This is a genomic window from Paenarthrobacter sp. NPDC090520 (assembly GCF_044769205.1).
Lineage (GTDB): Bacteria > Actinomycetota > Actinomycetes > Actinomycetales > Micrococcaceae > Arthrobacter.
Window position 1 is genome coordinate 56,259 of sequence record NZ_JBIVXM010000017.1, and the last position, 26,217, is coordinate 82,475.

Sequence of the window (26,217 nt, forward strand, 5' to 3'; positions counted from 1 at the left end):
CATGCCGTCCCCGTAGCGTGATTGCCAGGAATGGAGGTGCCCGTGCAGGAGTGGAACAGGGCCATCGAGCTCATTGAGAAGGACCTGACCGCCGAGGTCGATGCCAAAGCACTGGCCAGGACTGCGTTGACGTCGGAGTACCACTTCCGGCGCATGTTCGCCTCCCTGGCTGGATTGCCGATCTCCGAGTACATCCGGAGGCGCCGCTTAACGGCGGCCACTGCGGAAGTCATCGCGGGATCCACTGTCTTGGACGTTGCCGTGCGGTATGGCTACAGCTCAGCGGAGGCCTTCAACCGGGCCTTCAAGGCCTTTCACGGATTGACTCCGTCAGAGGCCAGGCTGCCCGGAGCCGTCCTCCATTCCCAACCACAGTTGAGGTTCCACCTCCGCGTCGAAGGGAATACCGCCATGAAGCACCGCATCGTCACCAAGTCCGCCTTCCGGTTGATCGGACGAAAAACCCGCGTTCCGCTGGTCCACGAAGGTCCCAATCCGGCCATCATCGAGTTCCAGCGCAGCATTGATCCGTCCGACACCAAACGGCTCATCGGGCTGTCCAACACCGAACCCGGCGGGCCACTCTCGGTCACGGACAACCTGGACGACGGCCGGGCCGAAGGCAGCGAGCTCGACTATTGGCACGCCGTCGCCTCCACCGACACCGCCCCCGCTCCGGATGGCTTCGACGTGCTCGAGGTCCCGGAGGGATGGTGGGTGGTGTTCGAAACGAAAGGAAAGTTCCCCGAGGCATTGCAACGGCTGTGGGCGGACGCAGCGACGGAGTGGTTTCCGGCCAACCCCTACCGGTGGGCACCCGGGCCGGAGTTGCTCAGCGTCAGGGCAGAGCCCGGGGGAACCCACGGCAGCGGGCAACTCTGGATTCCCGTGGAGCCCGAGGGGCAGTCAGCCTAGGGGCTGGAGCAGCGCGAGCACGTCGTCCAGTGGCAGCACCCTCTGCCGGCACTCACGGACCAGGCGCGTGATCAGCCCGGTACGTGCCTCTCAGTGAGGCTGTACCCCTCCAGCCCTTCGGCAAACCGTGTCAGGCGCGCATCGTCTTGGCCTTCACCATGAGGAACAGGCCATAAGCGATCAGGCCAACAGCCACTGCCACCAACAGGTACGGCCCGTAAGGCTGCTCCTTCAGTGCCTTGAGGCTGCCGTCCAGGCCGGTTGATTGCTCGGGCCTGGCGGACACTGTGGCTATGACCACCAGCAGGCCAACCAGCAGCAGGGCGATGCCTTTTGCGATGTACCCAACGGTGCCAACCACTATTTGGAAGGTCCGGAAGCCCTGACGGGAGGACAGGACCAGGTCTTTCTTGAACGACCGCGTGAAACCACGGACCGCAAAGACAACTCCGGCGATCATGATGCCGGCGCCGACGGCCACCAGCAATACCACCCCGAAGGGAGCCTGCATGAGCGTGGCTGTCCCGTCGCTGGTCGATTCACGGCTGTTCTTGGCCTGCCCCACGGCGAAGGACATGATGGTCAACGCCAAGCCTGCGAAGACGATGCCCTGGCCCGCTTCCGAAAGGCGCTTGGTCAGCTTGGGATTCGTTTGCCTGCGGTGGCCAAAAATCGCGTTGGTCAGTTGCCAGAGGGCCAGCGCGGCACAGGCCGCGAAACAGACCCACAGCAGGAGCGGCCCGAATGGCTGGGAGGCCAGTTGCGCGATGGCACCGGAGACATCTGCTTCACCCCCGTTGCCAAAGGCCAGTTGCAGCGCGATCAAGCCGATCAGCACATGCAGGATGCCGCTGACGGCGAAGCCCGAACGGGCCGCTATTTCAAAGGCTCGCGAGTTCGAAGCTTCCTCGGCCGCGTCCGCGGCCTTCTTTATCTCTTCCTTGATGGCAAGCCTCCTGATCAATCATGGCGTGCACACCATGGTGCCACCGGATCACCCTCAAGGCCACGTTCCGGAAGTACCTAGTAACCGCACACGGATTGGGGCCAAATGCTCCGCAGGCCCACACCCAGGGGGTTGAACGTCTCGCGGACCGACGTCACTGCGCGGTTCTGGCCGTCACCACCGGAGTGGAATCCCTCCGCTGCTCCGCCAGGACGGGAATCGGCCGCTGCGCGGGCCGTACCTGCGTTCGAGGACGGGAGGATGATCTGGTCAGGCATGTCGGCAGTCCTTCCAAGGGTTCCCGTCAGCCCGCTTGGCTGACAGTTCAACCATCGGACGGGGTCCTCAAGAACGACGCCGGGTCATCTCAAGATTTGCTCAAGATTTGGCCGGCGCCTCGAAAGCCACCTTGAGCTCCTGGCCACCTGGCAGTTCAACACTCGCCTCGATCAGCGCGCCGTCGAGGTGAAGTTCGACGGCGGCAGGCTCCCCGGCGGGCGGCTCACCACCGAGGTACACCAGGGAAGCGAAACCGGAGCGGTCTCCGGTGAGCGGTCCTTCGAGGTAGGGGCAGCCTGCGAACGTGCCCAGTGGCGAGACTCCCTCGATGGTCAGGACTCCAGTTGAGGAGTAGCCGTGAAGCGGCCACATACGGGTGTGCAGATTGCCCGCCGAGAGGACTTCCCCGGATGATTGCACCGGTACTTCGGATGCCAACGCATATCCGCCCTCCCGCACGCCCAACCCTGATGATCCGGGACCTTCCACCACGTGGACGCGCAGCTCATAACCGTGGGCGGCCGCCGTCCCCGTGGCAATCCGCCAGGCGGACTGCGCGGGATCGTCCGCGTCGCTCCAAACAGGAGCGTGCCAACTCGCCGCCTGTCCGGATCCGGCCTCGAGGCGGTTGATCCGGGCGCGGCGGCTCGGCGTCCCGGACGCGTCGAGGACGGCGACATGGTTGTCCACGGGACAATCCGTGAAGAGCGGGGCCGTGTGGCTCGAGTAGGCCAGGCGCCGGTACTGCGGATCGTCCGGGCCGGGCGCATAGTACTTGTCGCTCCCGTGGTTCAGCACGCGGGCTACGCCGTCAGCGCCAGTTGAATGCAGGAGGTAGTTGGGCCCTTCCACCCGTCTGAGCATGTCTTCGTTCTCCACAGGCGACGGTTCCTCCACAGCAGTCCACACCGGATGATCGGCGGGCAGGAGCAAGCCGACGAACGCCTTCGACGTCCAATACGGTGACGCCGGACCGGAGTACTCCTGGGTCATCGGCTCAAAAGCGCCGAACCACCCAAGGGACGGCAGGCCGCCGTCGTACGCTCCGTTGTCCAGGAAGTATTTCGCTGCACCGCTGGCAATCCGTCGCGTCTGCCCGGGGTTCAGGGGCGTGGCGCAGATGGCCTCGCCGAGGAACAGGGGCGCGACGGCGGCATAGCGGTAAATCAGGGACCGGCCTTGGAAGACAGGGGCACCGTTTGCGCCGAAGAAAGCCAAGTGGTCCTCGAGGAACGCGGCCAGGCGGGTCCGGTACAACTCACCTTTGGCGTCCGCCCCTGGATGGCGTCCGGCCGCGAACTCGGACCACAGCACGGGGTACAAATGAAGGGCCCAACCGCAGTAATAGTCGAAGAAGTCGCCGGTGCCGTTGTTGTCGCCGTCCCGGTACCAACCGCCGCCCACGTACCAGTCTTCAAGGCGCTCCAGCCCGTGCTCGATCTGCCCTGCGTTGTGCTCAAGACCAGCACCGGCCAGGAATTCGGCGATGAGCACTTGGAACAAGACCCAGTTGTTGTCCACACAAGTGCTGTCCGATGAACCCTGCAACCAGGCCGCCACCTGGGCTTGCTCAGCTGTGGACAACGTGTCCCACAGCCATGGCTTGGTCAATTGAAGGCCCAGCACTATGGATGCCGCCTCCACGATGGGTTGTGAACGGTCCCTGATGGGCAACCACTCCTCGCCGCTGCCGGGCCGGGTTCCCTCCAGGAGACCGGCACGGTACAGGGCGAGGTGACCGTGGGGATCGTCGCCCCGCTCCCCCGCCACCCGGAACGCGGCAAGCATGAACGTCCGCGCGAAGCCCTCAATGCCGTCGGACAGAACGCCCGACGACGACGGCCGTCCCGCCAAAGGGATCAAGGCCTTGCCCTCGGAAAAGTACGGGCGCACCGCGAGGAGCTGTTGGTCGCCGAAAGCGAGCCAGTGCTCCCTGGTCCACCCGGTGATGGGGCTCAGCTGGTAGTCCGGATGGGGCATGGTGAAGCCGGTAGCCATGGGTCTCCTGCGTTGTGCGGCGTTGCCTGCCCACCCTAGGCCAGCTGTACAGCCTCCGGAGCGAGGTGAACAGAAGTGAACGAACGGAATCCCGGGTCTTCGGACATTCGGCCGGGTTCTCCCGTAGTCCATAATGAACAAACTGAACACAAGTGAACTTCGATAGGCGGGAACCGCATGCTGTCCGAGGATCGTCAACAGCTCATCTTGAAAGAACTGGCCCTGCACGGTTCGGTGAATGCCGCCGAATTCGCGGCAAAGCTGGGGACCTCCGGGATGACGGTGCGGAGGGACCTGGCCCTCCTCGCCGGACAGGGTTTGATCGAGAGGGTCCACGGCGGAGCTGTCCTGGCCGGTGGCCGCGCCGCTACCCCGAACCCAACGCAGCAACCATCCACGTCGTGGCGGCCGGGCGGGAGGCGTCCCCTGGCGACGATCGGCATGATCGTGCCATCGGCGTCGTACTACTTTCCCGGCGTGATCCGCGGCGCCGAAGCGGCGGCCCAGGAGTTGGGCGTCCGGCTGGTGCTGGGAGTGTCCAACTACTCAGGAGTCGAAGAACGGCGCCAGCTCCGCAGGCTCTTCGAACACGGCGTGGACGGCATCCTGGTGACCCCGAGTGAGCAGTCGTTGGCGGGCACGGAGACCCTTGAGTTGCTGGCCGAGGCGAAAGTGCCCGTGGTTGTGGTGGAGCGGTCCATCGACAACGCCCTGGACCACGGCCGGCTCGAATCTGTCCGGAGCGACCACGTCCACGGCGCCGAGATCGCAGTGAACCACCTGCTGGGGCTGGGGCACCGGAAGATTGCGATGTGCCTGCGTGAAAACAGCCCCACGGCACCGCAGCTGATCGACGGCTACCGCCTGGCCATGCGGCGCGCCGGGCACGATGACACCGACTCAATGGTCCGCTCCATGTCCCGCGCGCAGAATGATCCACAGGCTCATCGGCTGGTGGTGGACGGCATCCTGGACTGGTGCGCGGAGAACCGCGTGACCGCCGCGATCGTCCACACCGACGAGGACGCCCTCCAATTCGCGAGCGCCTGCCAGGAACGCCGGATCCGCGTTCCGGAAGACTTGGCAATCATCTCCTATGACGACGAGATCGCCGCCTTGGGTGCCGTCCCGCTGACGGCGGTGGCACCGCCAAAGTACGACGTCGGCCATCAGGCTTTGGTGATGTGCCTCAACCGGATCGGAGCGAGGCTCGGGAGCACCACGGCGCTCCAGCGGGTGAACCTGTCCCCGGCGCTCGTGGTGCGGGACTCAACCCAACCGTAGGGCCACCCAAGCGGCCTCGAGGCCGAGGTTTGGCAGTACGCCAACTCGCGGAAGCAGGACTTGTTCAATTCTGTTCATTTTGTTGAGCATGTTCACTTTTGTGGATTTTATGGATCGTAGTCACCGTGCCGGAGCCTTCCAGGTCTCCTGCACTCACGACTTCGCATCGTGAACTTCAAAGGAGAACAGAATGAAGCGTCGCCAGCTTCTGCTCGGAGCAGTAGGCCTCATGGCCAGCACTGCCCTGGTGGCCGGGTGTGGCAGCACCCCGGCAGCTACGCCCACGCCAGCGCAGGATCCAACCGGGAACATCACCTTCTGGTCCTCAATGGCGGGCATGGACAAGGTGGCCGAGGCCTTCAACGCCAGCCAGGACAACATCAAAGTAACGTTCGAGACGGTCCCCAACGGTGCCAGCGGCGGCTACGCCAAGCTCTCCACGGCCATCACCGCCGGCAACGGCCCCGACGTCGCCACCATTGAATACCCCCAACTGCCGCAGTTCGTCAGCAACGGCCAACTCCAGCCGCTGGACGGGCTGATCGACAAAGCTGCCACTGTGGACAGGCTTTCCGACGAAACCAAGGGCTTGGTCCAGTTCGGAGACCAGACGTACGCCCTCCCCTACGATGCCGCGCCGATGATCATGTGGTACCGCAAGGACATGCTGGACAAGGCAGGCGTGGGCGTGCCCAAGACCTGGGACGAGTTCGAGGAAGCAGGCAAGAAGATCAAGGCCGTGGCGCCCGAAGCGCACCTTGCGAGCTTCAACCCGAACGAGGCTGCACTGACCGCAGCCCTGTCCTGGCAGGCAGGCGCCAAGTGGTTCGGCACCGAGGGCGACAACTGGAAGGTGGGCGTCAACGACGCCGCCACCCAGAAGGTAGCCACGTACTGGCAGAAGCTGATCGACGAAAAGATCGTGAAGGTCCAGCAGTCCTTCAGTGACGAATGGTCGGCAGATCTGGCGAGCGGCGCCGTCGTGGGTGTCCTGGGCGCCAATTGGAGTGCCACCGGCATCCAGAAGCGTACTGAAGCCAGCGGCCAGAAGGGCCAGTGGATCGCGGCCGAAGTGCCCAACTGGGGCACGCCGGCGGACGCGTTCTATGGGGGATCCAGCTTCAACATCACCAAGAGCAGCAAGAACCCCGCTGCAGCGGCGAAGTTCATTGAGTACTTGGCCACGAACCCTGACGCCATCAAGGCCCGCGGGAACACCGGCTCGGCCTTCCTCGCCTTCCCCGGCCTGACGCCGGTGGCGCAGAAGGCCTTCGACGCCAGCTACTTCGGCAACGACATCTACCAGGTCTTCGACAAGGCCTACGGCACCATCACCCCGGGCTGGCAGTGGGGACCCAACTGGGACATCACCAATACCGCCCTCAAGGACGCGTACGGAAAGCTGACTTCCGGCGGCAAGGTGAGGGACGCCGTCGAGACCGCCCAGACCGCCACCGTGGCCGGACTCAAGCAGAACGGCCTCTCCGTCAAGGAGTAGGCCCGCGTGGGCGGGCGGATCTGCACCACAAGGCAGAGCCGCCCGCCCGGCGAGGAGCACATCATGGCCCTGACAAAAACAGCCCCCGAAGCGCGGCGTAAAAGCCGTTCAATGTCCGGAACCGGCGGCCGCACCGCAGCCCTGTTCCTTACCCCCTTCTTCGCCGTCTTCGCCCTGGCGATGGTGGCACCGGTGATCTATTCGATCGTCCTCAGCTTCTTCGCCCAGCAGAAGTCGGGCCTGGGTTTCGGCCAGGCGAAGACCTCGTTCGTTGGCTTGGAGAACTACCTTCAGGTCCTGCAGTCCGAGAGCTTCGTGGGTGGCATCGGCAGGCTTGCGTTGTACTGCCTGATCTACATCCCGTGCATGGTGGGTGGCGCCCTGGCTTTCGCACTCCTGTTGGACGCGGCCGTAGCCAAGGCCAAGAAGCTCTTCCAGCTCCTCGTCTTCCTGCCGCATGCCGTGCCCGGCGTCATTGCTGCGCTGATCTGGGCGTACCTTTACACACCGGGCGTCAGCCCGATCGTTTCGGTCCTGCAAGGCGGGGGCATCTCGCTGAACTTCCTGGACAACCAGCTGATCCTGCCATCCATTGTGAATATCGCTGTGTGGGAGTGGACGGGATACAACGTAATCATCCTGTTCACTGCGTTGCAGGCCGTTTCCCGCGAAGTCCTGGAAGCCGCACGGGTTGACGGCGCCGGGGAGATCCGCGCCGCGGTCAGCATCAAGCTGCCCCTGATCCTGCCTGCTTTGAGCGTGATCATGCTGTTCACCGTGATCGGCACCCTGCAGCTCTTCACCGAACCGTCCATCATTGGCAAGGCGACGGCCTCTGTTACCAGCACTTGGGTCCCCAATATGTGGGCCTACGACGCCGCGTTCAACAGGCACAACCTGAACCAGGCAGCCGCGGCTTCCATCCTGATCGCCCTGCTGGCAGCCGTGCTGTCCTGGGCCGTGACCCGCTTCAGCTCAAGGATGAACAAAGCATGAGCGCCCAAACACTCACCCGACCCAAGGCAACCAGCAGGCCCGCACCCCGCGGAAACCGCAGCCGGTCAGCCCGCACCGGCGGATTCGCCAGCAAGATCACTGTCAACGCGCTGCTGCTCCTGGGCTGCGCGTACATGGTCCTCCCCGTGCTGTGGTTGTTCTTCGCCTCCACCAAGAACGCCTCGGACCTCTACGCCACCGGCGCGTACAGCTTCGGGCAGCCCGCGTTCTTCGACAATGTGGCAGCTGTCATCAACCAGGACGGCGGCGTGTTCCTCCGCTGGATGGCGAATTCCATGTTCTACGCGGCATTCGGCGCAGTCTTCGGAGGACTGATCTCCGTGATGGCTGGATACGCCTTCGACAAGTTCCAGTTCCGCGGCAAGGACTCCTTCTTCGGGATCGTCCTGGTGGGCGTACTGATCCCGAACACGGCCACGGTGCTGCCCATGTACATGCTGGCCTCCGTCTTCGGGATCACCAACACCATCTGGGCCATCCTCATCCCCGTGCTCTGCAACCCGTTCGGCGTGTACCTGGCGAGGGTCTACTCGGCAGCGTACGTTCCCGCAGAGACACTCGAGGCCGCACGGGTTGACGGCGCGGGTCCTGTCCGGAGCTTCTTTTCGTTGGGCCTTCCCATGATGATGCCGGGCTACATCACCATCGCCCTGTTCCAGTTCGTGGGGGTATGGAACAATTTCATGCTCCCGCTCGTGATGCTGCAGGACCAGAAACTGCTACCCGTCAGCGTGGGCATCTCCATCTGGCAGGGCTACTCCCTGCCCCAGCCGGAGTTCACGCCCATGGTGATCACGGGCTCACTGCTCTCCGTGATTCCGCTGCTGGTGGCGTTCATCCTGCTGCAGCGTTTCTGGAAATCGGGACTCACGGCAGGGAGCGTCAAGTGACTTTGAACGTTGCCTTGGCCATGCCGGAACAAACCGCCCGGGCTGTGTTCCCTCCCCGCAGCCTGGAACCCCTGCGGCCGGCCCTCAACCTCTTGGCCCACGACCCCATCCAGGACTTCCACTCCCCCGAGGGCCAGGCGCTCCTGCGGGATGCGGACATCCTCCTCACCGGCTGGGGTTGCCCCATGATCGATGATCATGTCCTGGACCACGCCCCGCGGCTCAAGTACGTCCTGCACGCCGCCGGCAGCGTGAAGCACCACATCGGCGAAGCCTGCTGGGAACGCGGCATCCAGGTCAGCTCAGCCGCGGATGCCAACGCCGTTCCGGTGGCGGAGTACACCGTGGCGATGATCGTCCTGGCCAACAAACGCGTCCTCCAGATCGCCCGGGCCCTCCACAGCACCCGCACCGAAGTCCTGCCCGAACAGCTTTTCCCGGACATGGGCAATTACCGCAAGCGCGTGGGCATCATCGGTGCGTCCAGGATCGGCCGGCACGTCATCCGGCTCCTCTCCGCCTACCAGCTCGACGTCGTGGTTTCGGATCCCTACCTCAGCGCCGCGGAGGCGAGCGCCCTCGGCGTCGAACTTGTGGGCCTTGACGAACTGGTGGCGAGCAGCGACATCGTGAGCCTCCACGCGCCGTCACTGCCCTCCACCAGGAACCTCATCGACGCGCGGCTGATCAACCTGCTTCGTCCACAGGCTACGTTTATCAACACCTCCCGGGGCGAACTGGTGGACCAGGAAGCGCTGCTGGCCCGGGTGGAGCGCGGCGACCTCTTCGCGGTCCTCGATGTGACGACCCCGTGGGTGCTGCCCTCGGGTTCGGCGTTCTACACCCACCCGAACGTGCTGCTGACACCACACGTGGCCGGCTCGCTGGGCAGCGAACTGGAGCGCATGGCCGCGAGCGCGGTGGAGGAAGCCCTGCGGGTTTCCCGCGGGGAGCCGCTGCGGTTCCCCGTTCGGGCGGAAGATCTCGCCTTTACGGCGTAGTGGCTTGGGGGGACGCACGACGACGGCTGGTGGGCTTTCGCGCCCTACGGAACCAGCCGCCGTCGTGCGTTAACCGAACGTCACCACATCGCTTTATTGAGTGGCGTGACCGTCAGGCTTTCCAGCCGTGCGGCGCCTCCTTCCGAAAAGAGGGCCAGTCCATTGGCGCCCGCCGCCGGGAAAACCTGGTCTGTCAGGGTTGCCAAGCCGTCCTGGGCGAAAACTTCCACTGAGGCCCGGTCCACGTACAGCCGAAGCGTGAGCTTTCCGTTGATGAGCTGGACGGGCACATCGTCAACCGAGGCGAAGGCGGGGTGGAAGCCTTCATTCCCGGAGTTGGTCCGGTCGATGGAGAGGCGGCCGGAGGCTGTTGTATATCCGATCCTGGTTGCTTCGGTCCCGTTGCCAAGCACCTTCAAGCCAAAGGCCGAGGCTGTTCCGGGCGAGAACTCCGCATCGAGCTGGACAACATCCCCTGTGATGGGGAGGTTGTTGGTCCCAGGAGCCAGGTCCGTTGCGGACGCTGTGTAGGCCGCTGCCGTGTTCTTCAAGGTGTCCACCTGCTGTACCGCTTTCTGGCTGAGCCTTGGACCTTGGCTGGTTTGCGTGAGGGTCACTTCACGGGGAAGGGCCATGGTTCCCCGCCATGTGCTGCTTGGGGTTGACTGCCCGTAGTCCCAGTTGTTCATTCAGCCCAGCATGATCCGTTTCCCGTTCGGCGCATTACTGAAGGAAACGGCGGCGTAATAGTCCTTGCCCCAGTCCAGCCAATCGTGCTGCTCAAGCCGGGTGATGTCCGAGGCGACAAACTCATCGGCCAGGATGTGCCCCCAACCACCGCGGTTGTTGTCCACGATCCGGATGGTGGCCTGGCTGCCCTTGAACCCGCTGACATCCCACGTTTTCCAGTCCAGGTGTTCCGAGTCAGACCCCGTGGAAGTACGAACCGCTTGGCCGTTGACCATAAGGTTCACCGTGGTTTCACTGCTCCGCGGCTTGGCAGGTTCCGAACCCAGGACCATGTTGTCCAAGGTCAGGTGGCCCCACGGACCGGTGGCGTTGTCCACGATCCGGATCCGGGCGATCTGGCCGTAGTACTGCGAGACATCCCAGTTCTTCCAGTTCAGGTCACCCGAGTTGCTGCCCGTGGTGGTCCGGACCGGAACGCCGCCCACCAGCAGTTCCACTTGGAGCGAGCCGTCAGTGCGATTACCGCCACCCAGCAGGAACCCGATGTTGGTGTTGGTGAGGTAGAACTCCGGGGAGGTGATGGTTCCCGTGTTGTTGTCCGCATTGGGGCCGCCCTCGAAAGTGTTGATGCGTTTCCCGATGGCGTACTCACCGCCCACCGTGGAGGGGTTCCTGGCCGCCTCGAAGTCTCCGGTCAACTGCCAGCCGGCTGAGCTCAGGGTTCCGGGGTAGTCGAAGCCTTCGAACAGCAGGTAGCCCGGAGGTGGCGTATTTCCTGGTTGTTCTCCGGCTTGCCTCGGGTGGTTGCCGCCGCCGGCCAGGAAATTGATGTAGTCCTTGGTGACCGTGAAAGGTGCAGACTCCATGGTGCCGGTGGGGTTGTCTCCTCCGTTGAAACCGTTGACGAGGCCGGCACCGATGGACCCTGACACTGTTTGTTGTCCAGGCAGCGTTCCCGTGGCTGGCGAGTTCCCCCAGGGACCTGATGGGTTGGCCGGGTCGTTGTACACAGTCCATCCGTTGTAGTTGCCGCCGTTGAACCCTGCGAGGAGGTTGCCTGGCGGTGGAACATCAACCGGATCGGTGGTTTCCGAAGTGAAGGTGGTGCCATCGAAACTGCCCACGAAGTACTGGCCCCCGCTGCCACCGGCCACTGCACCGGGGTTGATGTTGACCACCAGGACCCACTTGGTGTTGTCAGGGTTCCCGTCCACGGCCAACGGGAAGAGATCGGGGCACTCCCACTGACCGCCCGTGGCGTTGGCCGGCTTGAAGTCGTTCAGATAGGTCCAGTTCTTGAGGTCGGTGCTCTTGTAGAACAGGACCCTGTGTTCATTGGCCTCGACAGCCGCCATCACCCAGTACGAACCGGCTTGGTACCAGAACACCTTCGGATCACGGAAGTCACTGGTGTTCCTGTTGAGGACAGGATTGCCCCCGTACTTGGTCCACGTTTGGCCGCTGTCCGTGCTGTACGCCAGGGACTGGGCTTGCTTGCCGGCGAGCGTGGGGTGGCTGCCAGTGAAGTTGCTGGTGTAGATGGCCACCAAGGGCGGATTCTGCAGTGTCCCGAATCCGCTGGTGTTTTGGATGTCCGCCACGATGGATCCGGAGAAGATGTCCTCGGTGGCCTGGCCGTTGCCGTTGAACGTCTGGGCAATGGCCAGTGGCTGCTCTGTCCAGTGCAGGAGATCCGTGGAACTCGCGTGGCCCCAGCTCATGTTCCCCCACGTGGTTCCGGAGGGGTTGTACTGGTAGTACATGTGGTAGGTGCCGTTGTAGTAGACCAGCCCGTTGGGATCGTTCATCCAGTTCTTCACCGGCGTGTAATGCAGGTAGGGCCGGTACTGCTGCGTCGCCGGATCAGGATCGCTGGCGTGCGCAGGTGTGGGTACGGTGGCCGCGGCCAGGACCGCGGCAAGTGATACAACGACGGCGGCCGCCACCATGGCGTGCACGCTTGGTTTGGTGCGTCTTGTCCTCATTGACAGTCCTGCTTCCTTCGCGTCGGGTCAGGGTGTGGCCCGGAACGAATAGGAACTGGAGTATTGCACGAATTCGCCTGTCCCGCCGCTGTCCAGCACTTTGGTTCCAGTGGTGGAGCCATCCAGCACTACCGTGTTCGCCGCCACGGATGACACCGTGTTGTTCGCGGCGATGTAGTTGTTGGCGCCCGAAGCCACCAGGACGATGGTGGGTTTCTGGCCGGACGGACTCACGGAGCCGGACGGGACGTCGTAGCTGAAATGGTTCCCGGTCACTGTGTTTCCGCTGCCGGCAAGGTGTACCAGTCCGAAGAGGTCATCGAGTCCGTTGTTGTACGGCTTGAGGGGATCGAAGGGTTCCATCTGCCGGAGGAAATGGTTGGCCCCCACGAGGTTCTCCGTGCAGCTGCCTTCGAAGTTCACCATGCCCGGATAGAACGCGTGGAACCGGTTGGCCGTGATGGACGACCGCGTGCAGTTCTTGAAATGGACGCTGCTCTTACCCCGGGGGAACACGTTGTTGGCGCTGACCAGCAGGCCCATGTGCCCCTCGGCGAAGATGGAGAAGCCCACGTACCCCGCGCCGATCAAGTTGTCCGTCACCTTGGAGGCCTGCCCGGATCCCGTGAGTTCGACGCAGCTTCCGCACTCTGCCAGGAAGTTCCCGCTCACGCTGAGCGCGTCAGTGTCCCGGACCACCAGGCCGTGCTCCAGGTAAACCATGCCCATGCCTTCAATCCGGCAGGAGTCGTTTGCCGAATCGAAGCGGATGCCCGTCTTACCGTTCACATAGGAGTTCTGGTTGGAGTTGAAGGACACCCCGTCCAGGCAAAAGTTTTGGAACACGATGGAGCTGAGCCGTGGATCGCCCGTGCGGTAAACCCTGAAGGCATCGGAGTTGCCGTCGGTGTTCTCCACGCGGATGCGGCTGCCGCCTGGATTGATCTCGTGCCAGCTTGAGGTGTTGCCCGCGTTGTAGCGGATGCTGCTGGACGTGAAGCCGTGCCCGGAGCCCCTGATCGTGAGGAAGCTGATGTCAACGTTGACGCGGGTCTTCAACGAATAGTCGCCCGGCGGGATGTAGATGACCGCCCCGGGTTTGGATGCCTGGTTGGTTTGCTGGGATTTCACGTCGGCGATGATGCTGTTGATGATCAGCCCAATATCGTTGTAGGGCGTGGCGGACGGGTTGCCGGGGACGGACCAGGTGGTGACGTCGTAAACAGTGGTCACTGCGTGTTCTCCTCACATCGTTGGGGGTAGTGCTTTGAGTGGCCTGGTACTTGCGTTGATGGTGTTGCTGACTGCTTGCTTCTAGAGCACTCCGATGATGCTTCGATGCCCTCGGGGTGCCTGCATGGCCTCGGCGGAGTGATCCTGGTTTCGCGCCGGAGCGCTGTCCTTCGCCAGTGCCTCCCTGGCGGAAAGCACGACGGCGGCGCCCGCTACTGCCGCTGCGGGAAACAGCCGGAGGATACTCCTTCGGCTGAGGGATGACGGTTGATTCATGGCTCTCCTTCGATTCGTTGACGATCTTGGATTGTGGTTGGCGTGGGCGGGCGCTGGGTTGGTGGGTGGAAGGACACTCTTGAGTGCTCGAGCGCGGGCGGCCCTCCCGGGTAAGCGCACCCTTTCCCGCCCGGCGCACCCCTTCGTGAAACGCGGCGCACCCGGTCCCGCCCAGCGCACCCCTTCGTGAAACGCAGCGCACCCATACCCGCCCCACGCACCCCGGGGTACGGGTGCGAACAGCGCGAACGGGTGCGACCAAAGGAAGCAACCCCAGGCGCGCCCCTTCCCGCCCAGCGCACCCCTTCGTGAAACGCAGCGCACCCATACCCGCCCCACGCACCCCGGGGTACGGGTGCGATCGGCGCAAACGGGTGCGACCAAAGGAAGCAACCCCAGGCGCGCCCCTTCCCGCCCGGCGCACCCCTTCGTGAAACGCAGCGCACCTTTCCCGCCCAGCGCACCCCTTCGTGAAACGCAGCGCACCCATACCCGCCCCACGCACCCCGGGGTACGGGTGCGAACGGCGCAAACGGGTGCGGGCCTGAACAGGAAGAGCTATGCCAACACGTGCCACATCAGCCAAAATATGCCAAAACGATTTGCCGTGCGGCGGGGATCACTTTATGGCCGCAAAATCTCCGGCGTCAAGGGGTCGAAAAATTTTCGCGACCACCGTTGACACACCCGCCTGCCCGGCCCTAATGTCGTTGCCAAGTCGTTTTGGCAAAACGATTTTTCAAAGCCAAAAGCAATCCCCACATCTCTCTGCAATTTCCGTTCAAGAGAAAGTGAGTCGACAGCGATGTCCACTCGAAAGACCATCTCCAAGCTCGTCTCCCTCGGCGGGCTGTGCACCGCCGTCGCACTCGTAGCCACCGGTTGTGGCGCCGGCGGACCCGCACCATCGTCCGGCGGATCGGGCGGCTCGAGCACCGTCAACGTCCTGGTGGAAGCCGGCGGCCATGCCGAGCTCACGGGCGTAGCCGAACAGTGCAAGAAGGACGCCGGAGTCGACGTCAATTTCGTGGAACTCCCCTACGACGGCATGTTCAACCGCCTGTCCAGCGAGTTCTCCTCCGGCAACGTCTCCTTCGACGTAGCAGCCCTCGACTCAGTGTGGCTCCCCAGCTTCAAGGACGCCGTCCAGCCCATCGACGAGCTCTTCACCGACGAGGCAAAGAAGGACATCTTCCCGGCCCTGGTGAAGGAAGCCAACGTGGACGGCCACTTCATCGGCATGCCGGCCTGGACCAACGCCGAGATCATCCTGTACCGCAAGGACCTGTTCGAGGACGCCAAGAACAAGGCTGACTTCCAGGCCAAATACGGCTATGAACTGGCTGCCCCCAAGACCTGGAAGCAGTACCAGGACATTTCCGAATTCTTCACCAAGGACGGCATGTTCGGCACGGACGTCAAGGGCGCCGTGGAAACCGAATGGCTGGCCCATGTGCTCCAGGCCGGCTCCCCCATGGTCCTGGACAAGGACAACAACGTGGTGATCGACAACGCCGCGCACAAGCAGGCGCTCGACTTCTACGTGAGCCTCGCCAAGGACGCCCCAAGCGGCGCGGCGCAGGTGGACTGGGCGGCAGCACAGAACCTGTTCAACCAGGGCAAGACCGCCATGACCCGTTTCTGGGCCCACGCCTACCGCCAGATCCCCGCCGATTCCCCGGTGGCAGGAAAGGTGGGAGCGGCAGTAATGATTGGCGGCAGCGCCGGCGTCGCGGGCGTCCCCGGACCGTGGTACCTGTCCGTTCCCAAGGCCACCAAGAACACCGAGGCAGCCAAGAAGTTCGTCAAGTGCGCCTACGACTACAACAGCATGGGCATCGACTCCAAGCTCGGCCTGGCGTCCCGCATCAGTGCGTTCGAAAAGTACCAGGACAAGCCGGGCTACGAGAGCTTCAAGCCGCTTATCGAAACCCTCAACGCTCCAGCCACGGCAACCCGACCGGCAACGGCCAAGTGGCAGCAGATTGTTGACACCGTCCTGATCCCGCTGCTCCAGAAGGCGGTGGCCGGTGGCGACACCTCGGCCCTCCTTGCCGACGCCAAGAAGCAGATCCAGGACCTCCTGAAGTAGCGACTCCGCGGCCGGCACCGTCCGCAGGCAAAGGACGGTGCCGGCCGCGGCCCCAACCAGCAGAACAAACCCAGCAGAAAAGAAAACCGTGCGTATCTCCGATCGCCGCTTCGCCCTCTTCCTGATGACGCCAGCGGCTCTGTTCCTGGCAGTCTTCGTCGCCTACCCGCTGTTCCGCCTGGTGGCAGACAGCTTCTTCAAGATCTCTCCCATCGCCGGCGGACCCCGCGACTTCGTGGGTCTCCAGAACTACGTCACCGCCTTCACTTCCGAGGCCTTCACCAGCGCAGGCTGGCGGACCATCGCCTACACCGTGGTGGTGGTGACCTTGGAGTTCGCCCTCGGCCTGGGCATGGCCCTCCTCTTCACCACGCTGGGCAAGAAGTCCCAGATCTGGCGGACCGTCTTCCTGTACCCGTTGATGATCGCCCCGATTGTGGCCGGCCTGCTCTGGAAGTTCCTGATGATCGACAACTTCGGCCTCATCGGAACCCTCCTCCACCAAGCAGGACTCCTGGAGAATCCGAACCAGATCGGCTGGTTGTCCGACCCCAACATCGTGTTGTTCTCCGTCGCCATCCCGGACATCTGGCTCACCACTTCCTTCATGTGCCTCGTCCTCTTTGCGGGCCTCCAGAACATCCCCGGCGACCTCATCGAGGCAGCCCGCCTGGATGGCGCCCGGGCACCGGACCTTCTGTTCCGCATCATCATCCCGCTGCTGCGGCCAGTAATCGCCGTAGCGCTGGTGGTCCGCGGGATCGACGCAGCCCGGGCCTTCGACACCATCCTTATCCAGACCAACGGCGGCCCCCAGTCTGCCTCCGAAACCATGAGCCTGCTGATCTACCGCACCATGATCCGCTTCGGCGATCCGGGCCTCGCAAGCGCCATGGGCACCATCTACCTCATCGCGATGCTCGCCGTCGCCTTCTTCGCGGTGGCCACCATTTGGCGGCCAGGAAAGGACAGCTGATGAGCACCGCAGAATCCACGTACGACGGCGGCAGGACGGGTACGGCTTCCGCCTCACCGGAGCGCGGAACAGGCACCGCCGTCCGGCTCGCGGCGGCAAAGCACCCCAACGTACCTGCCGAACACAGCGGGCCGCGAGTGCCGGCGTCGAACGCTTCCGATGCCCGGCCGCCCCGCAGGCGCCGCGGAGCCAACCGCGAAGGGCTCGAAGCCGGACGCCGGAGCACCCGGACCATCCTCTGGATCCTGTTGGCAGCCGCGATGGTACTGTACGGTTTCCCGTTCCTGTACTTGCTGTTCACGTCCTTCAAGACGCCGATCGATACCATCGCGGTCCCGCCCACCATCCTTCCGAAGGAATGGACGCTGGAAAACTACATCAACGCGCTGGGCAGGGGCGGAGTGGTGGCGTCGTTCATCAACTCCATCCAGACTGCGGTGATCAGCACGTTGCTCTCCTTGGTCCTGGCTGTCCCCGCGGCGTACGGCATCACCCGCTACAAGACCCCGAGCGGCAGGGTGTTCATCATGGCCGCACTGGTGACGCGCATGGTGCCGCCGGTGGCCATCGGCATTCCGTTGGCGTCCATGATGGCTTCGATTGGCCTTGCGGACACGCCCATTGCACTGTCCATTGCCCACACCACCATCTCGCTGCCGCTGTCCATCTGGCTCATGTCCAGCTTCTTCGAGGCCGTTCCGCGGGACTTGGAAGAAGCGGCAACCGTTGATGGCTGCAGCAGGCTCGGCGCGCTCTGGCGGGTGGTGATCCCGGTGGTGTCCGGCGGCATCGCAGTGACGGCCATCTTCGCCTTCCTGGCGTCCTGGAACGAGTTCCTGTTCGCACTGCTCATGACGGCCATCCGTTCCCAAACTACGCCCGTGGTGATCGCGAACTTCCAGACGCAGTTCGGCTTGGACTGGGGTTCAATGACAGCCCTCGCGGCGGTCTATTCCATCCCGGTGATCCTGCTGACCCTTCTCCTGCAACGCAAGATCGTGGCGGGCATGACGCTCGGCGCGGTCAAGGGTTAGCCGGCAACATCAGCTCCGGCATCACCGAGTAGCCTACTGATAGCCCCTCCCGGGCATCGCAAACCATAAGGACGTGGAAGACAGATGAGCAACAAGAACATCGGTATCAAGGATGTGGCCGTCGCCGCCGGTGTGTCCGTTACTACCGTCTCCCATGTGCTCAACGAGGTCTCCTACGCCCGGGTCAGCCCTGAAACCAGGGACAAGGTGCGGTCCGTTGCCGAGGAGCTCGGCTATGGCCCCAACCGGCTGGCCCAGGCACTGCGGACGCAACGAACAGGCATGCTGGGGTTGGTCAGCGAGGAAATCGCCACCACACCGCACGCGGGGCGGATCATCCTCGGCGCGGACGAAGCCGCGAAGGCCCGCGGGTACAACCTCATGATCATCAACACTCCGGGGTCGGCCAGCCTCGAGTCACGGCAAGCTGATGTCCAGGCCCTCCTGGAGCGCCGCGTGGACGGCATCCTGTACGCCACCATGTACCACCGGAACGTGGAACTGCCGTCCAACCTCGGCAGCGTTCCCTCGGTCCTGGTGGACTCTGTGGCCACCGGAGGAAACATCACGGCAGTGATCCCGGACGAGGACGGCGGCGCACGGGCTGCCGTCGGAGCGTTGCTTGCCGCGGGCCATACCCATGTGGGCTTCATCAACAACACCGATGATGTTCCCGCTACCCGCGAGCGCCTCCACGCTTTCAGGGCCACGCTTTCGGAGGCGGGGCTCGACGGCAGCGCGGCGCCTGTCGAGTCGGAGGTTTCCGAAGTGCAGGGCGGCTATGAGGCCGCCAAGCGGATCCTGTCCCGGGAGGACCGGCCCACGGGCTTGTTCTGCTACAACGACCGGATGGCGATGGGCGCCTACCGCGCTGCGGCAGAGTTGGGCCTGAACATTCCGGCGGACCTCTCCGTAGTGGGCTTCGATGACCAGGAACTTATCGCGGCCAACCTGTACCCGGGCCTCACCACTGTGGCCCTCCCGCACTACGAAATGGGTGCCTGGGCCACAGAGCACCTGATTGACGCCATCGAGGGAAAGACAGACCTTGCCCCGATGGCCCTCCACCCCACAGTCCTGGGCTGCCCCCTGGTCCGGCGCGAATCCATCGCGGCCCCACGGTAAGCCCCACCCGAACCCTTCACCGTCCCAAAAGGAACGCACACCATGTCCAGTAGCCTTGATGCCGTACGCCCGGAAACAGCCCCGGCGGCCACTCCCTGGTTCCGGCCCGCCATCCATTTCACGGCGGCGGATACCTGGCTGAACGACCCCAACGGCCTGGTTTTTCACAACGGTCTCTACCACCTCTTTTTCCAGAACAATCCCTACGGAAATGTCTGGGGCAACATGTCCTGGGGCCATGCCACCTCACCCGATCTGCTGCACTGGACCGAACACCCTGTGGCCATTGCCTGTGACTCAACGGAGGACATCTTCTCCGGCAGCGTGGTAGTGGACCACGGCAACACCTCGGGTTTCGGCTCGGCTGCAGCACCGGCCCTGGTGGCGGTCTACACGAGCGCCTTCAAGGACACCTCGGCGCACAGCGGCACCCAGGCACAGTCCCTCGCGTACAGCACGGACGGCGGAATGACCTGGCGAAAGTACAGCGGCAATCCCGTCCTGACCCGTCACTCGGCGCACTTCCGCGACCCCAAAGTCTTCCTCTACGAAGGCGACGCCTGCACGTATTGGGTGATGGCCGCCGTCGAGGCCCAGCAGCAGAAAGTGGTGTTCTACCGCTCGGAGGACCTCAAGTCCTGGGACTTCCTCAGTGACTTCGGACCGGCCAACGCCGACGAAGGTGAGTGGGAATGCCCCGACCTCTTTCCCTTGGAAGTGGACGGTGATCCGGACAACGTCAAATGGGTGTTGATCGTCAACGTCAATCCCGGTGCGGTGGCGGGAGGCTCCGGTGGGCAGTACTTCGTGGGAGCTTTCGACGGCGTGAGCTTCGTTGCGGACGCCGATTCGCTGGTGGCGCCTTCCGGACTGGCGTCCCTCCGTGACCCTTCCGCCCAGGCGGCTGCCCTGCAGCAAAGCCTGTGGCTGGACTGGGGACGTGACTGCTACGCGTCCGTCTCCTTCAGCAACGCCCCGGACGGCCGCCGGATCATTATCGGGTGGATGAACAACTGGGACTACGCCAACCACCTGCCAACCTCCCCGTGGCGTTCCTCCATGACCCTGGCCCGCGAACTGCGCCTCTCGAATGACAGCGGCGTCCCGCGCCTGGTCCAACAGCCCGTGTTGCCCGCATTCCAGGACCGCGGGCTCCCTTGGACCGAGGGTTCCTTGGAACTGGCGGATTCATCAGTCAAGCTGCCGGACGCCGCATCAGGCCGCGCCCAGGTCATCGAGGCCGAGATCCTCCTTGGTACCGCCGAACGCCTGGGATTCACGCTCCTGGAAAGCAGCGACCATTCCCTCGCCCTCGGCACGGTCCTGCGCTACGACACGGCCACTGCCCGGCTCACGCTTGACCGCACGCAATCAGGCGACACCGGATTCCACGCGAAATTCGCCTCCGTGGAATCAGTTCAAGTGGCTCCCGTGGATGGCGTGCTGAAGCTCCTCGTGGTGGTGGACCACGCTTCCGTGGAAGTCTTCGCCCAGGATGGAACCGCCGTCCTGACGGACCTTGTCTTCCCCCACCCCGGACAAACCAGCAACCGGCTGGTCGTAGAGGGCGGCACGGCAACTGTCCTGAAGCTCACCGTCTCGGCACTCGCCTAAAGGAGAAACCGCAATGCACACCATCCAGCAGACACCGGACGTGGTTGTTGTTGGCGAGGCGCTCATGGACATCGTCGTCTCGCCGCAGGGCTCCGTGGAACACCCGGGCGGCTCGCCCGCCAACGTCGCCTACGGGTTGGCGCGTTTGGGGGTACCGACCGGCCTACTCACCTCCCTGGGCGAGGACCACTACGCTGCCGCGATCGAGCAACACCTCCACGGCGCCGGCGTGATGCTCCTCCCCGGTTCCAAGCGGCCCGGCAAGACCGCGACGGCGACCGCCACCCTGGCGCCCGACGGTTCGGCACTCTATGACTTCGACATCGCCTGGGACCTGCCCCGGGCGGCTCCAACCGGCCTTCCCAAAATCCTGCATACCGGCTCGATCGCGGCTTTCCTTGAGCCGGGCGCCACAAAGGTCAAGGAGCTGCTCCTGCACGCGCACAAGCGCTGCGTCATCACCTTCGACCCAAACATCCGCCCCGCCTTGCTGGGCAGCCAGGCGGAGGCCAGAATCAGCTTTGAAGATCTCATCCCCTTCACGGACGTCGTCAAACTCAGCGATGAAGACGCACTATGGCTCTATCCAGGCCTCTCACTCGAAGACGTGCTCCGGAGGATCCTTGAATGCGGTGCAGGCCTTGTGGTGGTTACCAGGGGATCGGAGGGCTCCGTGTTGTCGACGCGAGGCGCAACAGTCGTTATTCCGTCAGTGAGGTCGGCAGTGGCAGACACCATCGGTGCGGGAGACTCCTACATGTCCGCGCTGATCTACGGACTCCTCCAGCACGGCGGTGCAGGTTTGACGCCCAAAGCCCTGGAATCCTTGGGCCATACGGCAACCAAGGCGGCGGCAATCACCGTACGCAGGCAGGGTGCCAACCCGCCCACGCTGGCAGAGTTGCAGGCAGGACTCCCGGAAATCCAACCCTCTGCCCAGTAGCTCCACCAACTCCCAGACCACCACACAGAGGGAACAAGCCATGACCAGCAACAACTACTACGACGTCACAACCTGGCCCGTCGGCAACCCGGCCGAGGACATTGGCGAAGTCATCAACAGCATCATCGCCGACATCAAAGAACGGCAAACGGACAGCGACGTGAACGACGGCGGCAAGCCGGGTGGCGTTATCTACTTGCCGCCGGGGGACTACCGCCTGCGGACCCAGGTGCTGATCGACATCAGCTTCTTGAAAATCCAGGGCTCGGGGCATGGCTTCACGTCGTCCAGCATCCGGTACAACGTGCCGCAGGAAGAGTGGCCGGGCCTGCACGAGCTCTGGCCCGGCGGGAGCCGGATCCTGGTTGACCTTTCCGTCGGCGCCGACGCCGGGCAAGCCGAGGGAGCGGCCTTCCTCATCAAAAGGGAGGGCAGCCCGCGCATCAGCTCCGTGGAGTTCACCAACTTCTGCATCGATGGCCTGCACTTCACCGCGGATGGCTCCCAACTGCCAGCCGAAAACACGTACTCCAACGGCAAGACCGGCGTTTTCGTGGCCAGTGCCAATGACTCCTTCCGTTTCAACGGAATGGGTTTCATCTACCTTGAGAACGCCCTGACCATCCACAACGCAGATGCCCTGTCCATCCACGACAACTTCATCGCAGAATGCGGCAGCTGCATCGAACTGCGTGGCTGGGGACAGGCCTCGAAGATCTCCGATAATCTGATCGGGGCAGGTTTCAAGGGCCATTCGATCTTTGCCGAGAACCACGGCGGACTCCTGGTTACAGCCAACAACGTCTTTCCACGCGGTGCCAGCAGCATCCATCTGGAAGGTGTCACCCGCTCCAACATCTCCAACAACCGGCTGCACTCGTTCTACCCGGGAATGGTGGTCCTGGGATCGAACAGTTCCGAAAACCTTGTTGCCACCAACCATTTCCTCCGCGACCACGAGCCGTGGGCGCCCTTTTTCGGGATCGACAACGGCCTTGACGACGAATATGGACTGCTCAGCGTGGACGGCAGCGACAACACACTTGTTGCAAACCATTTCTCGCTGGTCATCGGGTCGGACAGCATCAAGCCGCAGGGCGCAACGCCCGTGGCCATCCGGTTTAAGGAGGGAAGCGGCAACTTCGTCTCCACCAACCACGTGGTGGCGAAGGATGTCCATGCCACCTCGAGTGAATCCTGCTTCGAAGCCCAGGTGGACGCCTTGTTGGCAGCCCGGGGCACCAACGGCCTGGACGTCACCACCGTCATGGTGGATCCCGCGTCCACACGCAACACCATCCTGGATTCCGGTACCGAAGCACAGGTGGTCGCAGACAGGGCAAGCAATGCCCTCAGGGCAACTCCCGGCATTGGCCTCCTGGCCGGGCCGGTTGCTTCCCAGCTCGTTGCGTCCCAGGTGGATGGGCTGTCACAGCCGCGGCAGTGAAAACGCCGGCTCCGGCCTGTGCACGCCACGTGGCCGGTAGCCCAGCGCCTCGGCATGGCCGGCGATGTCTGCGAGGTACCAGATGATGGCCAGCCACATCTCGGTGCCCTGCAATGTTGGCAAGTGCTGCACGCCGCTGTCCGGAGAAGCGCTGAAGGCCATGCCCTCGCCGGGGTGCCACCAGGTGATCGCCTGCTCCAGTTGGCGCGTGGCCCACGCTTTCCCGTCGCCGGCACGGTACGTGGTTTGCTTGGAGGCCAGCCACAGCGGATGGACCACGTCCAGCACGTTGCAGGCATTCTGGCTGCCTGCGGCGAAGTACCGTGGATCGGCTGCGTGTTCCAGGACCGTGTCCACGAGGTTCTCCACGTGCGGAACAGGGAGGCCGAACTGCGCGAACGTACCGCGGGTGAGGCGGTAATAGCCGTTCACCACTTTGAGGCGGGTGTCATGTGCCGGCGTTCCCCAGGTTCCACTGGCTGGATTCACCCGGGCCAGCAGCCAGCCGAACAAGGCCTCCACGGACCCGGCGCTGTGGGGGTTGACCCTGTTGAGCGAGTCCAGTCGGCTGGATCCGGCGGCCGCGGCAGCCAGGTGGTGCTGCCGGGCCAGGTTCCAGTACGCCGCTGTTCCCCACGCATCCACCCACGCTCCGGACTCCCACGCTTCCTTGCGCCACGGCAGGGCGTCCAGTGCCGACACCAACTCAGCGGCGCCCGTGTTCGCGACGGCGCGGATGGGGTGCGGGAAACCACTGCCCAGAAGATCCAAGGCGTAGCCGACGGACAGCACGTGATAAGTGGCCGGGCCCTTTCCGAACTCAAGGGAGGCGTCCGGTTGTGTCCCGAATTCGGGAACCAGCCCTGTCACCGGATCCTGCAGCCCGGCCAGTCGACGGGCCTGTTCGGAAGCCGGCAGTTGTGGGGGCGCTGAGCCGAGCAGCAAGTCCGCGATCTCCACGGCATCGCACTGGGCGCGTACCGTGCGTGGAGCACCCGGCCGGTCAACGAAATACCCGTCGTCCTCGCCTACCCAGCACCGGGACAGCACGTCCGTCGCCTGGGCGCGTGCCGCGTCAGCGAACGCCGCGAGCCTGGACCGGAGGCCGCCGTCGTTGGCGCTGACCGTGGCCAGACCCGCAACGACAGAGACCAAACCAGCGTCCCGACCCGCGATGACCGGTACCAAACCATCGTCCGGACCCGCAACGGCAGGGACCAAACCAGCCTCCGGACGCGTGCTCGCAGAGGAACCTGCCACACCATCCCGCCGGTCCCGCAGCTGCCGGGCCGGATTCCCGCCCACCACGGACCACTCCGGCACGTCCTTGGTCACCACGGCCCCTGCTGCGAGGACTGCGTGCGATCCCACGGTGACGCCGTCCAGCACCACCACGTTGGAACCGATCCAGACGTCGTCCCCGATCACGATGCCCCTGCTGCTGAGCGGCTGCCTGAAGACTGATTGGGCCGGGTCCATGGAGTGGTTGAAGCCAAGGATGGAGGTATGCGCGCCGATCCGCACGGCATCGCCCATGGTCACGGCACCCCGCACCACCGTGAAGGCGTTGATGGTGCAGTTCTCCCCCATGGACACCTCGCCCGTGACGTAGGCGTGGGCGGCAACATACGAATCCGGGCCGATGACGAACGTCTCCGCGTCTACATTGGCAAGCGGGGACAGGAATGCACGCTCCCCGATGGTCACGCCGTCGCGTTGGGCCAAGGCCTTCTGGTGCTCGATTTGTGCTTGGTGTTCCTCCGCTGAGGCGTTGTTCCAGAAGGTCCAGGGCGAGTAGTCGTAACTGAGCGCATGCATCCCCTCATTGTTGGTGGACGCCCAGGAAGGGTCAACGAACCAGTGCGCAATCGATCATTATCGGTCACCTAGATGTACCTGGTGGTGGAATTCCGCACGGCCAGTCCCGGCAGCAGGGACAAGTGCTGGACGGGCAACTCACCGCCGTCGGCGAGGCTCTGCACCCGCGACTGGAGGAGGCGCATCGCCGCGGCGCCCACCGCCTGCTTGGGAGGTGCGACGGCGGTCAACGGCACCATGGAAAACGCGGCCACTTCGTCGTCGTACGCCACGATGGAGAGGTCTTCGGGGACCCGGAGTCCGCGGGCAGTAGCCAGTTCCACCAAGCGGGAAGCGTGGGCGTCCACGTGCACAATGGCGGCACGGGTTCCCGCGGCAAGGCAGTCGTCGAGGAACAGGTTGAGGACCACATCCGCACCAGCCGGGTCCCTGCCAAGGTCCGGCAGCGCGCGGAAGGGTGCATCGCCGTCGAGCCCCAGCGCCTCCACGGTGTCCCGGTATCCGGACGTGAGGAAGGCCGCCGTCGGGGTTTCCTTGCGGAGGGCGAGGCCGATGGACCGGTGACCCAAGGCGGCGAGGTGGCGGACTGCCACCACGCCACCGTAGGCATGATCGGTGCGGACGGTGTCGTATTCACGGGCCGTCTGGGGGTAGGTGATGGACCGTTCCATGAGGACCACCGGAACCTCCAGCGAGTCCAACCACGCTCCGGTGTCCGTGGCTGTGGGTTCGTAGGTGCTGGTGGCCACCACGACGCCGCGGACGCCCAGGCCCACCAGGCGCCGCACCCGCTCCTGCTCGGTTTCCCGGTCATAGTGGGTGACGCCGAGCACCAGCCGCATGCCCAGTTGGGCTGCGACGCTCTCCGCGCCGGCAATCACCTTGGCGTAGTAATAGTCCGACGTCGGTACCACCAGCCCGGTGATGGAACCATCCGCCGGGGTGGCCAAGCGGCCCGGCAAGGTTGCCCCGCCGTGGACACGGACCAACAATCCGGCGGCGGCGAGGTTGTTGATGGCACGCCTGGCCGTGATCTCGGAGATGCCCAGCTCCCTGGCGAGGGCAGTGGTGACCACGCGGCCATCGCGCCGGGCGAGGGTGAGGATGCGCTGGTCGCGTTCGGCAGCAAGCATGGGGCGATCATAACTGATCGAAT

The 26,217-nt window shown here is 64.1% G+C and carries 22 protein-coding genes; 13 read left to right on the forward strand and 9 right to left on the reverse strand.

Annotated elements, in window-relative coordinates:
• Positions 1-42: 42 nt before the first annotated feature.
• Positions 43-915 (forward strand): helix-turn-helix domain-containing protein, encoded by an 873-nt coding sequence (locus tag ACIQTZ_RS18340; protein ID WP_402982710.1) that lies wholly within the window; start codon positions 43-45, stop codon positions 913-915.
• Between the two features lie 130 nt (positions 916-1,045).
• On the opposite strand, the gene ACIQTZ_RS18345 is transcribed toward ACIQTZ_RS18340, so the two are convergent.
• From ACIQTZ_RS18345 to ACIQTZ_RS18355, 3 genes are all read right to left on the reverse strand, one after another.
• Positions 1,046-1,879 carry a DUF1206 domain-containing protein gene (locus ACIQTZ_RS18345; protein WP_402982711.1) on the reverse strand — a complete coding sequence of 278 codons (834 nt, stop codon included), beginning with the start codon at positions 1,877-1,879 and terminating at the stop codon, positions 1,046-1,048.
• A 59-nt stretch (positions 1,880-1,938) separates the two neighbouring features.
• On the reverse strand, positions 1,939-2,139 hold the full coding sequence (locus tag ACIQTZ_RS18350) for a hypothetical protein (RefSeq protein WP_402948114.1): 201 nt from the start codon (positions 2,137-2,139) through the stop codon (positions 1,939-1,941).
• 100 nt (positions 2,140-2,239) lie between these two features.
• A complete protein-coding gene (locus ACIQTZ_RS18355) occupies positions 2,240-4,138 on the reverse strand; it encodes a DUF2264 domain-containing protein (RefSeq protein WP_402982713.1) in 1,899 nt (632 codons plus the stop codon).
• 177 nt (positions 4,139-4,315) lie between these two features.
• Between ACIQTZ_RS18355 and ACIQTZ_RS18360 the strand changes: the two genes are divergently transcribed.
• The 5 genes from ACIQTZ_RS18360 (at position 4,316) to ACIQTZ_RS18380 (ending at position 9,828) form a co-directional block, all read left to right on the forward strand.
• Positions 4,316-5,422: a substrate-binding domain-containing protein gene (locus ACIQTZ_RS18360; protein ID WP_402982715.1), complete on the forward strand. Its 1,107-nt coding sequence runs from the start codon at positions 4,316-4,318 to the stop codon at positions 5,420-5,422.
• A 190-nt stretch (positions 5,423-5,612) separates the two neighbouring features.
• The gene (locus ACIQTZ_RS18365; protein ID WP_402982716.1) at positions 5,613-6,920 is read left to right on the forward strand and encodes an ABC transporter substrate-binding protein; all 1,308 of its coding nucleotides are present in this window, start codon (positions 5,613-5,615) and stop codon (positions 6,918-6,920) included.
• Between the two features lie 63 nt (positions 6,921-6,983).
• Entirely contained in the window at positions 6,984-7,916 is a 933-nt protein-coding gene (locus tag ACIQTZ_RS18370) for a carbohydrate ABC transporter permease (RefSeq protein ID WP_402948125.1), read from the forward strand.
• On the forward strand, positions 7,913-8,827 hold the full coding sequence (locus ACIQTZ_RS18375) for a carbohydrate ABC transporter permease (RefSeq protein WP_400333173.1): 915 nt from the start codon (positions 7,913-7,915) through the stop codon (positions 8,825-8,827). Before ACIQTZ_RS18370 ends, ACIQTZ_RS18375 begins: the two co-directional genes overlap by 4 nt.
• The gene (locus ACIQTZ_RS18380) at positions 8,824-9,828 is read left to right on the forward strand and encodes a hydroxyacid dehydrogenase (protein WP_402982718.1); all 1,005 of its coding nucleotides are present in this window, start codon (positions 8,824-8,826) and stop codon (positions 9,826-9,828) included. The genes ACIQTZ_RS18375 and ACIQTZ_RS18380 overlap by 4 nt, the downstream gene beginning before the upstream one ends.
• A gap of 80 nt (positions 9,829-9,908) precedes the next feature.
• Here ACIQTZ_RS18380 and ACIQTZ_RS18385 read toward each other — a convergent pair whose 3' ends face one another.
• The 4 genes from ACIQTZ_RS18385 to ACIQTZ_RS18400 all read right to left on the reverse strand — a co-directional run bounded on the left by ACIQTZ_RS18385 (position 9,909) and on the right by ACIQTZ_RS18400 (position 14,012).
• Positions 9,909-10,517 carry a GH32 C-terminal domain-containing protein gene (locus ACIQTZ_RS18385; protein WP_402982720.1) on the reverse strand — a complete coding sequence of 203 codons (609 nt, stop codon included), beginning with the start codon at positions 10,515-10,517 and terminating at the stop codon, positions 9,909-9,911.
• Positions 10,518-12,503 (reverse strand): glycosyl hydrolase family 32, encoded by a 1,986-nt coding sequence (locus ACIQTZ_RS18390; RefSeq protein ID WP_402982721.1) that lies wholly within the window; start codon positions 12,501-12,503, stop codon positions 10,518-10,520. It abuts the gene before it with no gap.
• Between the two features lie 27 nt (positions 12,504-12,530).
• A complete protein-coding gene (locus ACIQTZ_RS18395; RefSeq protein WP_402982723.1) occupies positions 12,531-13,736 on the reverse strand; it encodes a NosD domain-containing protein in 1,206 nt (401 codons plus the stop codon).
• Positions 13,737-13,817: 81 nt separating this feature from the next.
• Complete coding sequence (locus tag ACIQTZ_RS18400; RefSeq protein ID WP_402982725.1) at positions 13,818-14,012, reverse strand: hypothetical protein; 195 nt, start codon at positions 14,010-14,012, stop codon at positions 13,818-13,820.
• Positions 14,013-14,817: 805 nt separating this feature from the next.
• On the opposite strand from ACIQTZ_RS18400, the gene ACIQTZ_RS18405 reads away from it, so the two are divergent.
• The 7 genes from ACIQTZ_RS18405 (at position 14,818) to ACIQTZ_RS18435 (ending at position 23,243) form a co-directional block, all read left to right on the forward strand.
• Positions 14,818-16,104 carry an ABC transporter substrate-binding protein gene (locus ACIQTZ_RS18405; RefSeq protein ID WP_402982726.1) on the forward strand — a complete coding sequence of 429 codons (1,287 nt, stop codon included), beginning with the start codon at positions 14,818-14,820 and terminating at the stop codon, positions 16,102-16,104.
• Positions 16,105-16,192: 88 nt separating this feature from the next.
• Complete coding sequence (locus ACIQTZ_RS18410; protein WP_402982728.1) at positions 16,193-17,080, forward strand: carbohydrate ABC transporter permease; 888 nt, start codon at positions 16,193-16,195, stop codon at positions 17,078-17,080.
• A complete protein-coding gene (locus tag ACIQTZ_RS18415; protein ID WP_402982730.1) occupies positions 17,080-18,114 on the forward strand; it encodes a carbohydrate ABC transporter permease in 1,035 nt (344 codons plus the stop codon). Before ACIQTZ_RS18410 ends, ACIQTZ_RS18415 begins: the two co-directional genes overlap by 1 nt.
• 84 nt (positions 18,115-18,198) lie before the next feature.
• Positions 18,199-19,239: a LacI family DNA-binding transcriptional regulator gene (locus ACIQTZ_RS18420; RefSeq protein WP_402982732.1), complete on the forward strand. Its 1,041-nt coding sequence runs from the start codon at positions 18,199-18,201 to the stop codon at positions 19,237-19,239.
• A gap of 42 nt (positions 19,240-19,281) precedes the next feature.
• Complete coding sequence (locus ACIQTZ_RS18425; RefSeq protein ID WP_402982733.1) at positions 19,282-20,853, forward strand: glycoside hydrolase family 32 protein; 1,572 nt, start codon at positions 19,282-19,284, stop codon at positions 20,851-20,853.
• Between the two features lie 13 nt (positions 20,854-20,866).
• Positions 20,867-21,796: a carbohydrate kinase gene (locus tag ACIQTZ_RS18430; RefSeq protein ID WP_402982735.1), complete on the forward strand. Its 930-nt coding sequence runs from the start codon at positions 20,867-20,869 to the stop codon at positions 21,794-21,796.
• Between the two features lie 40 nt (positions 21,797-21,836).
• Positions 21,837-23,243 carry a NosD domain-containing protein gene (locus tag ACIQTZ_RS18435; protein WP_402982737.1) on the forward strand — a complete coding sequence of 469 codons (1,407 nt, stop codon included), beginning with the start codon at positions 21,837-21,839 and terminating at the stop codon, positions 23,241-23,243.
• Here the strand turns inward: ACIQTZ_RS18435 and ACIQTZ_RS18440 are convergent.
• Positions 23,226-25,061: an acyltransferase gene (locus ACIQTZ_RS18440; protein WP_402982738.1), complete on the reverse strand. Its 1,836-nt coding sequence runs from the start codon at positions 25,059-25,061 to the stop codon at positions 23,226-23,228. The genes ACIQTZ_RS18435 and ACIQTZ_RS18440 overlap by 18 nt on opposite strands.
• Before the next feature lie 68 nt (positions 25,062-25,129).
• Entirely contained in the window at positions 25,130-26,194 is a 1,065-nt protein-coding gene (locus ACIQTZ_RS18445; protein ID WP_402982740.1) for a substrate-binding domain-containing protein, read from the reverse strand.
• Positions 26,195-26,217: the final 23 nt, after the last annotated feature.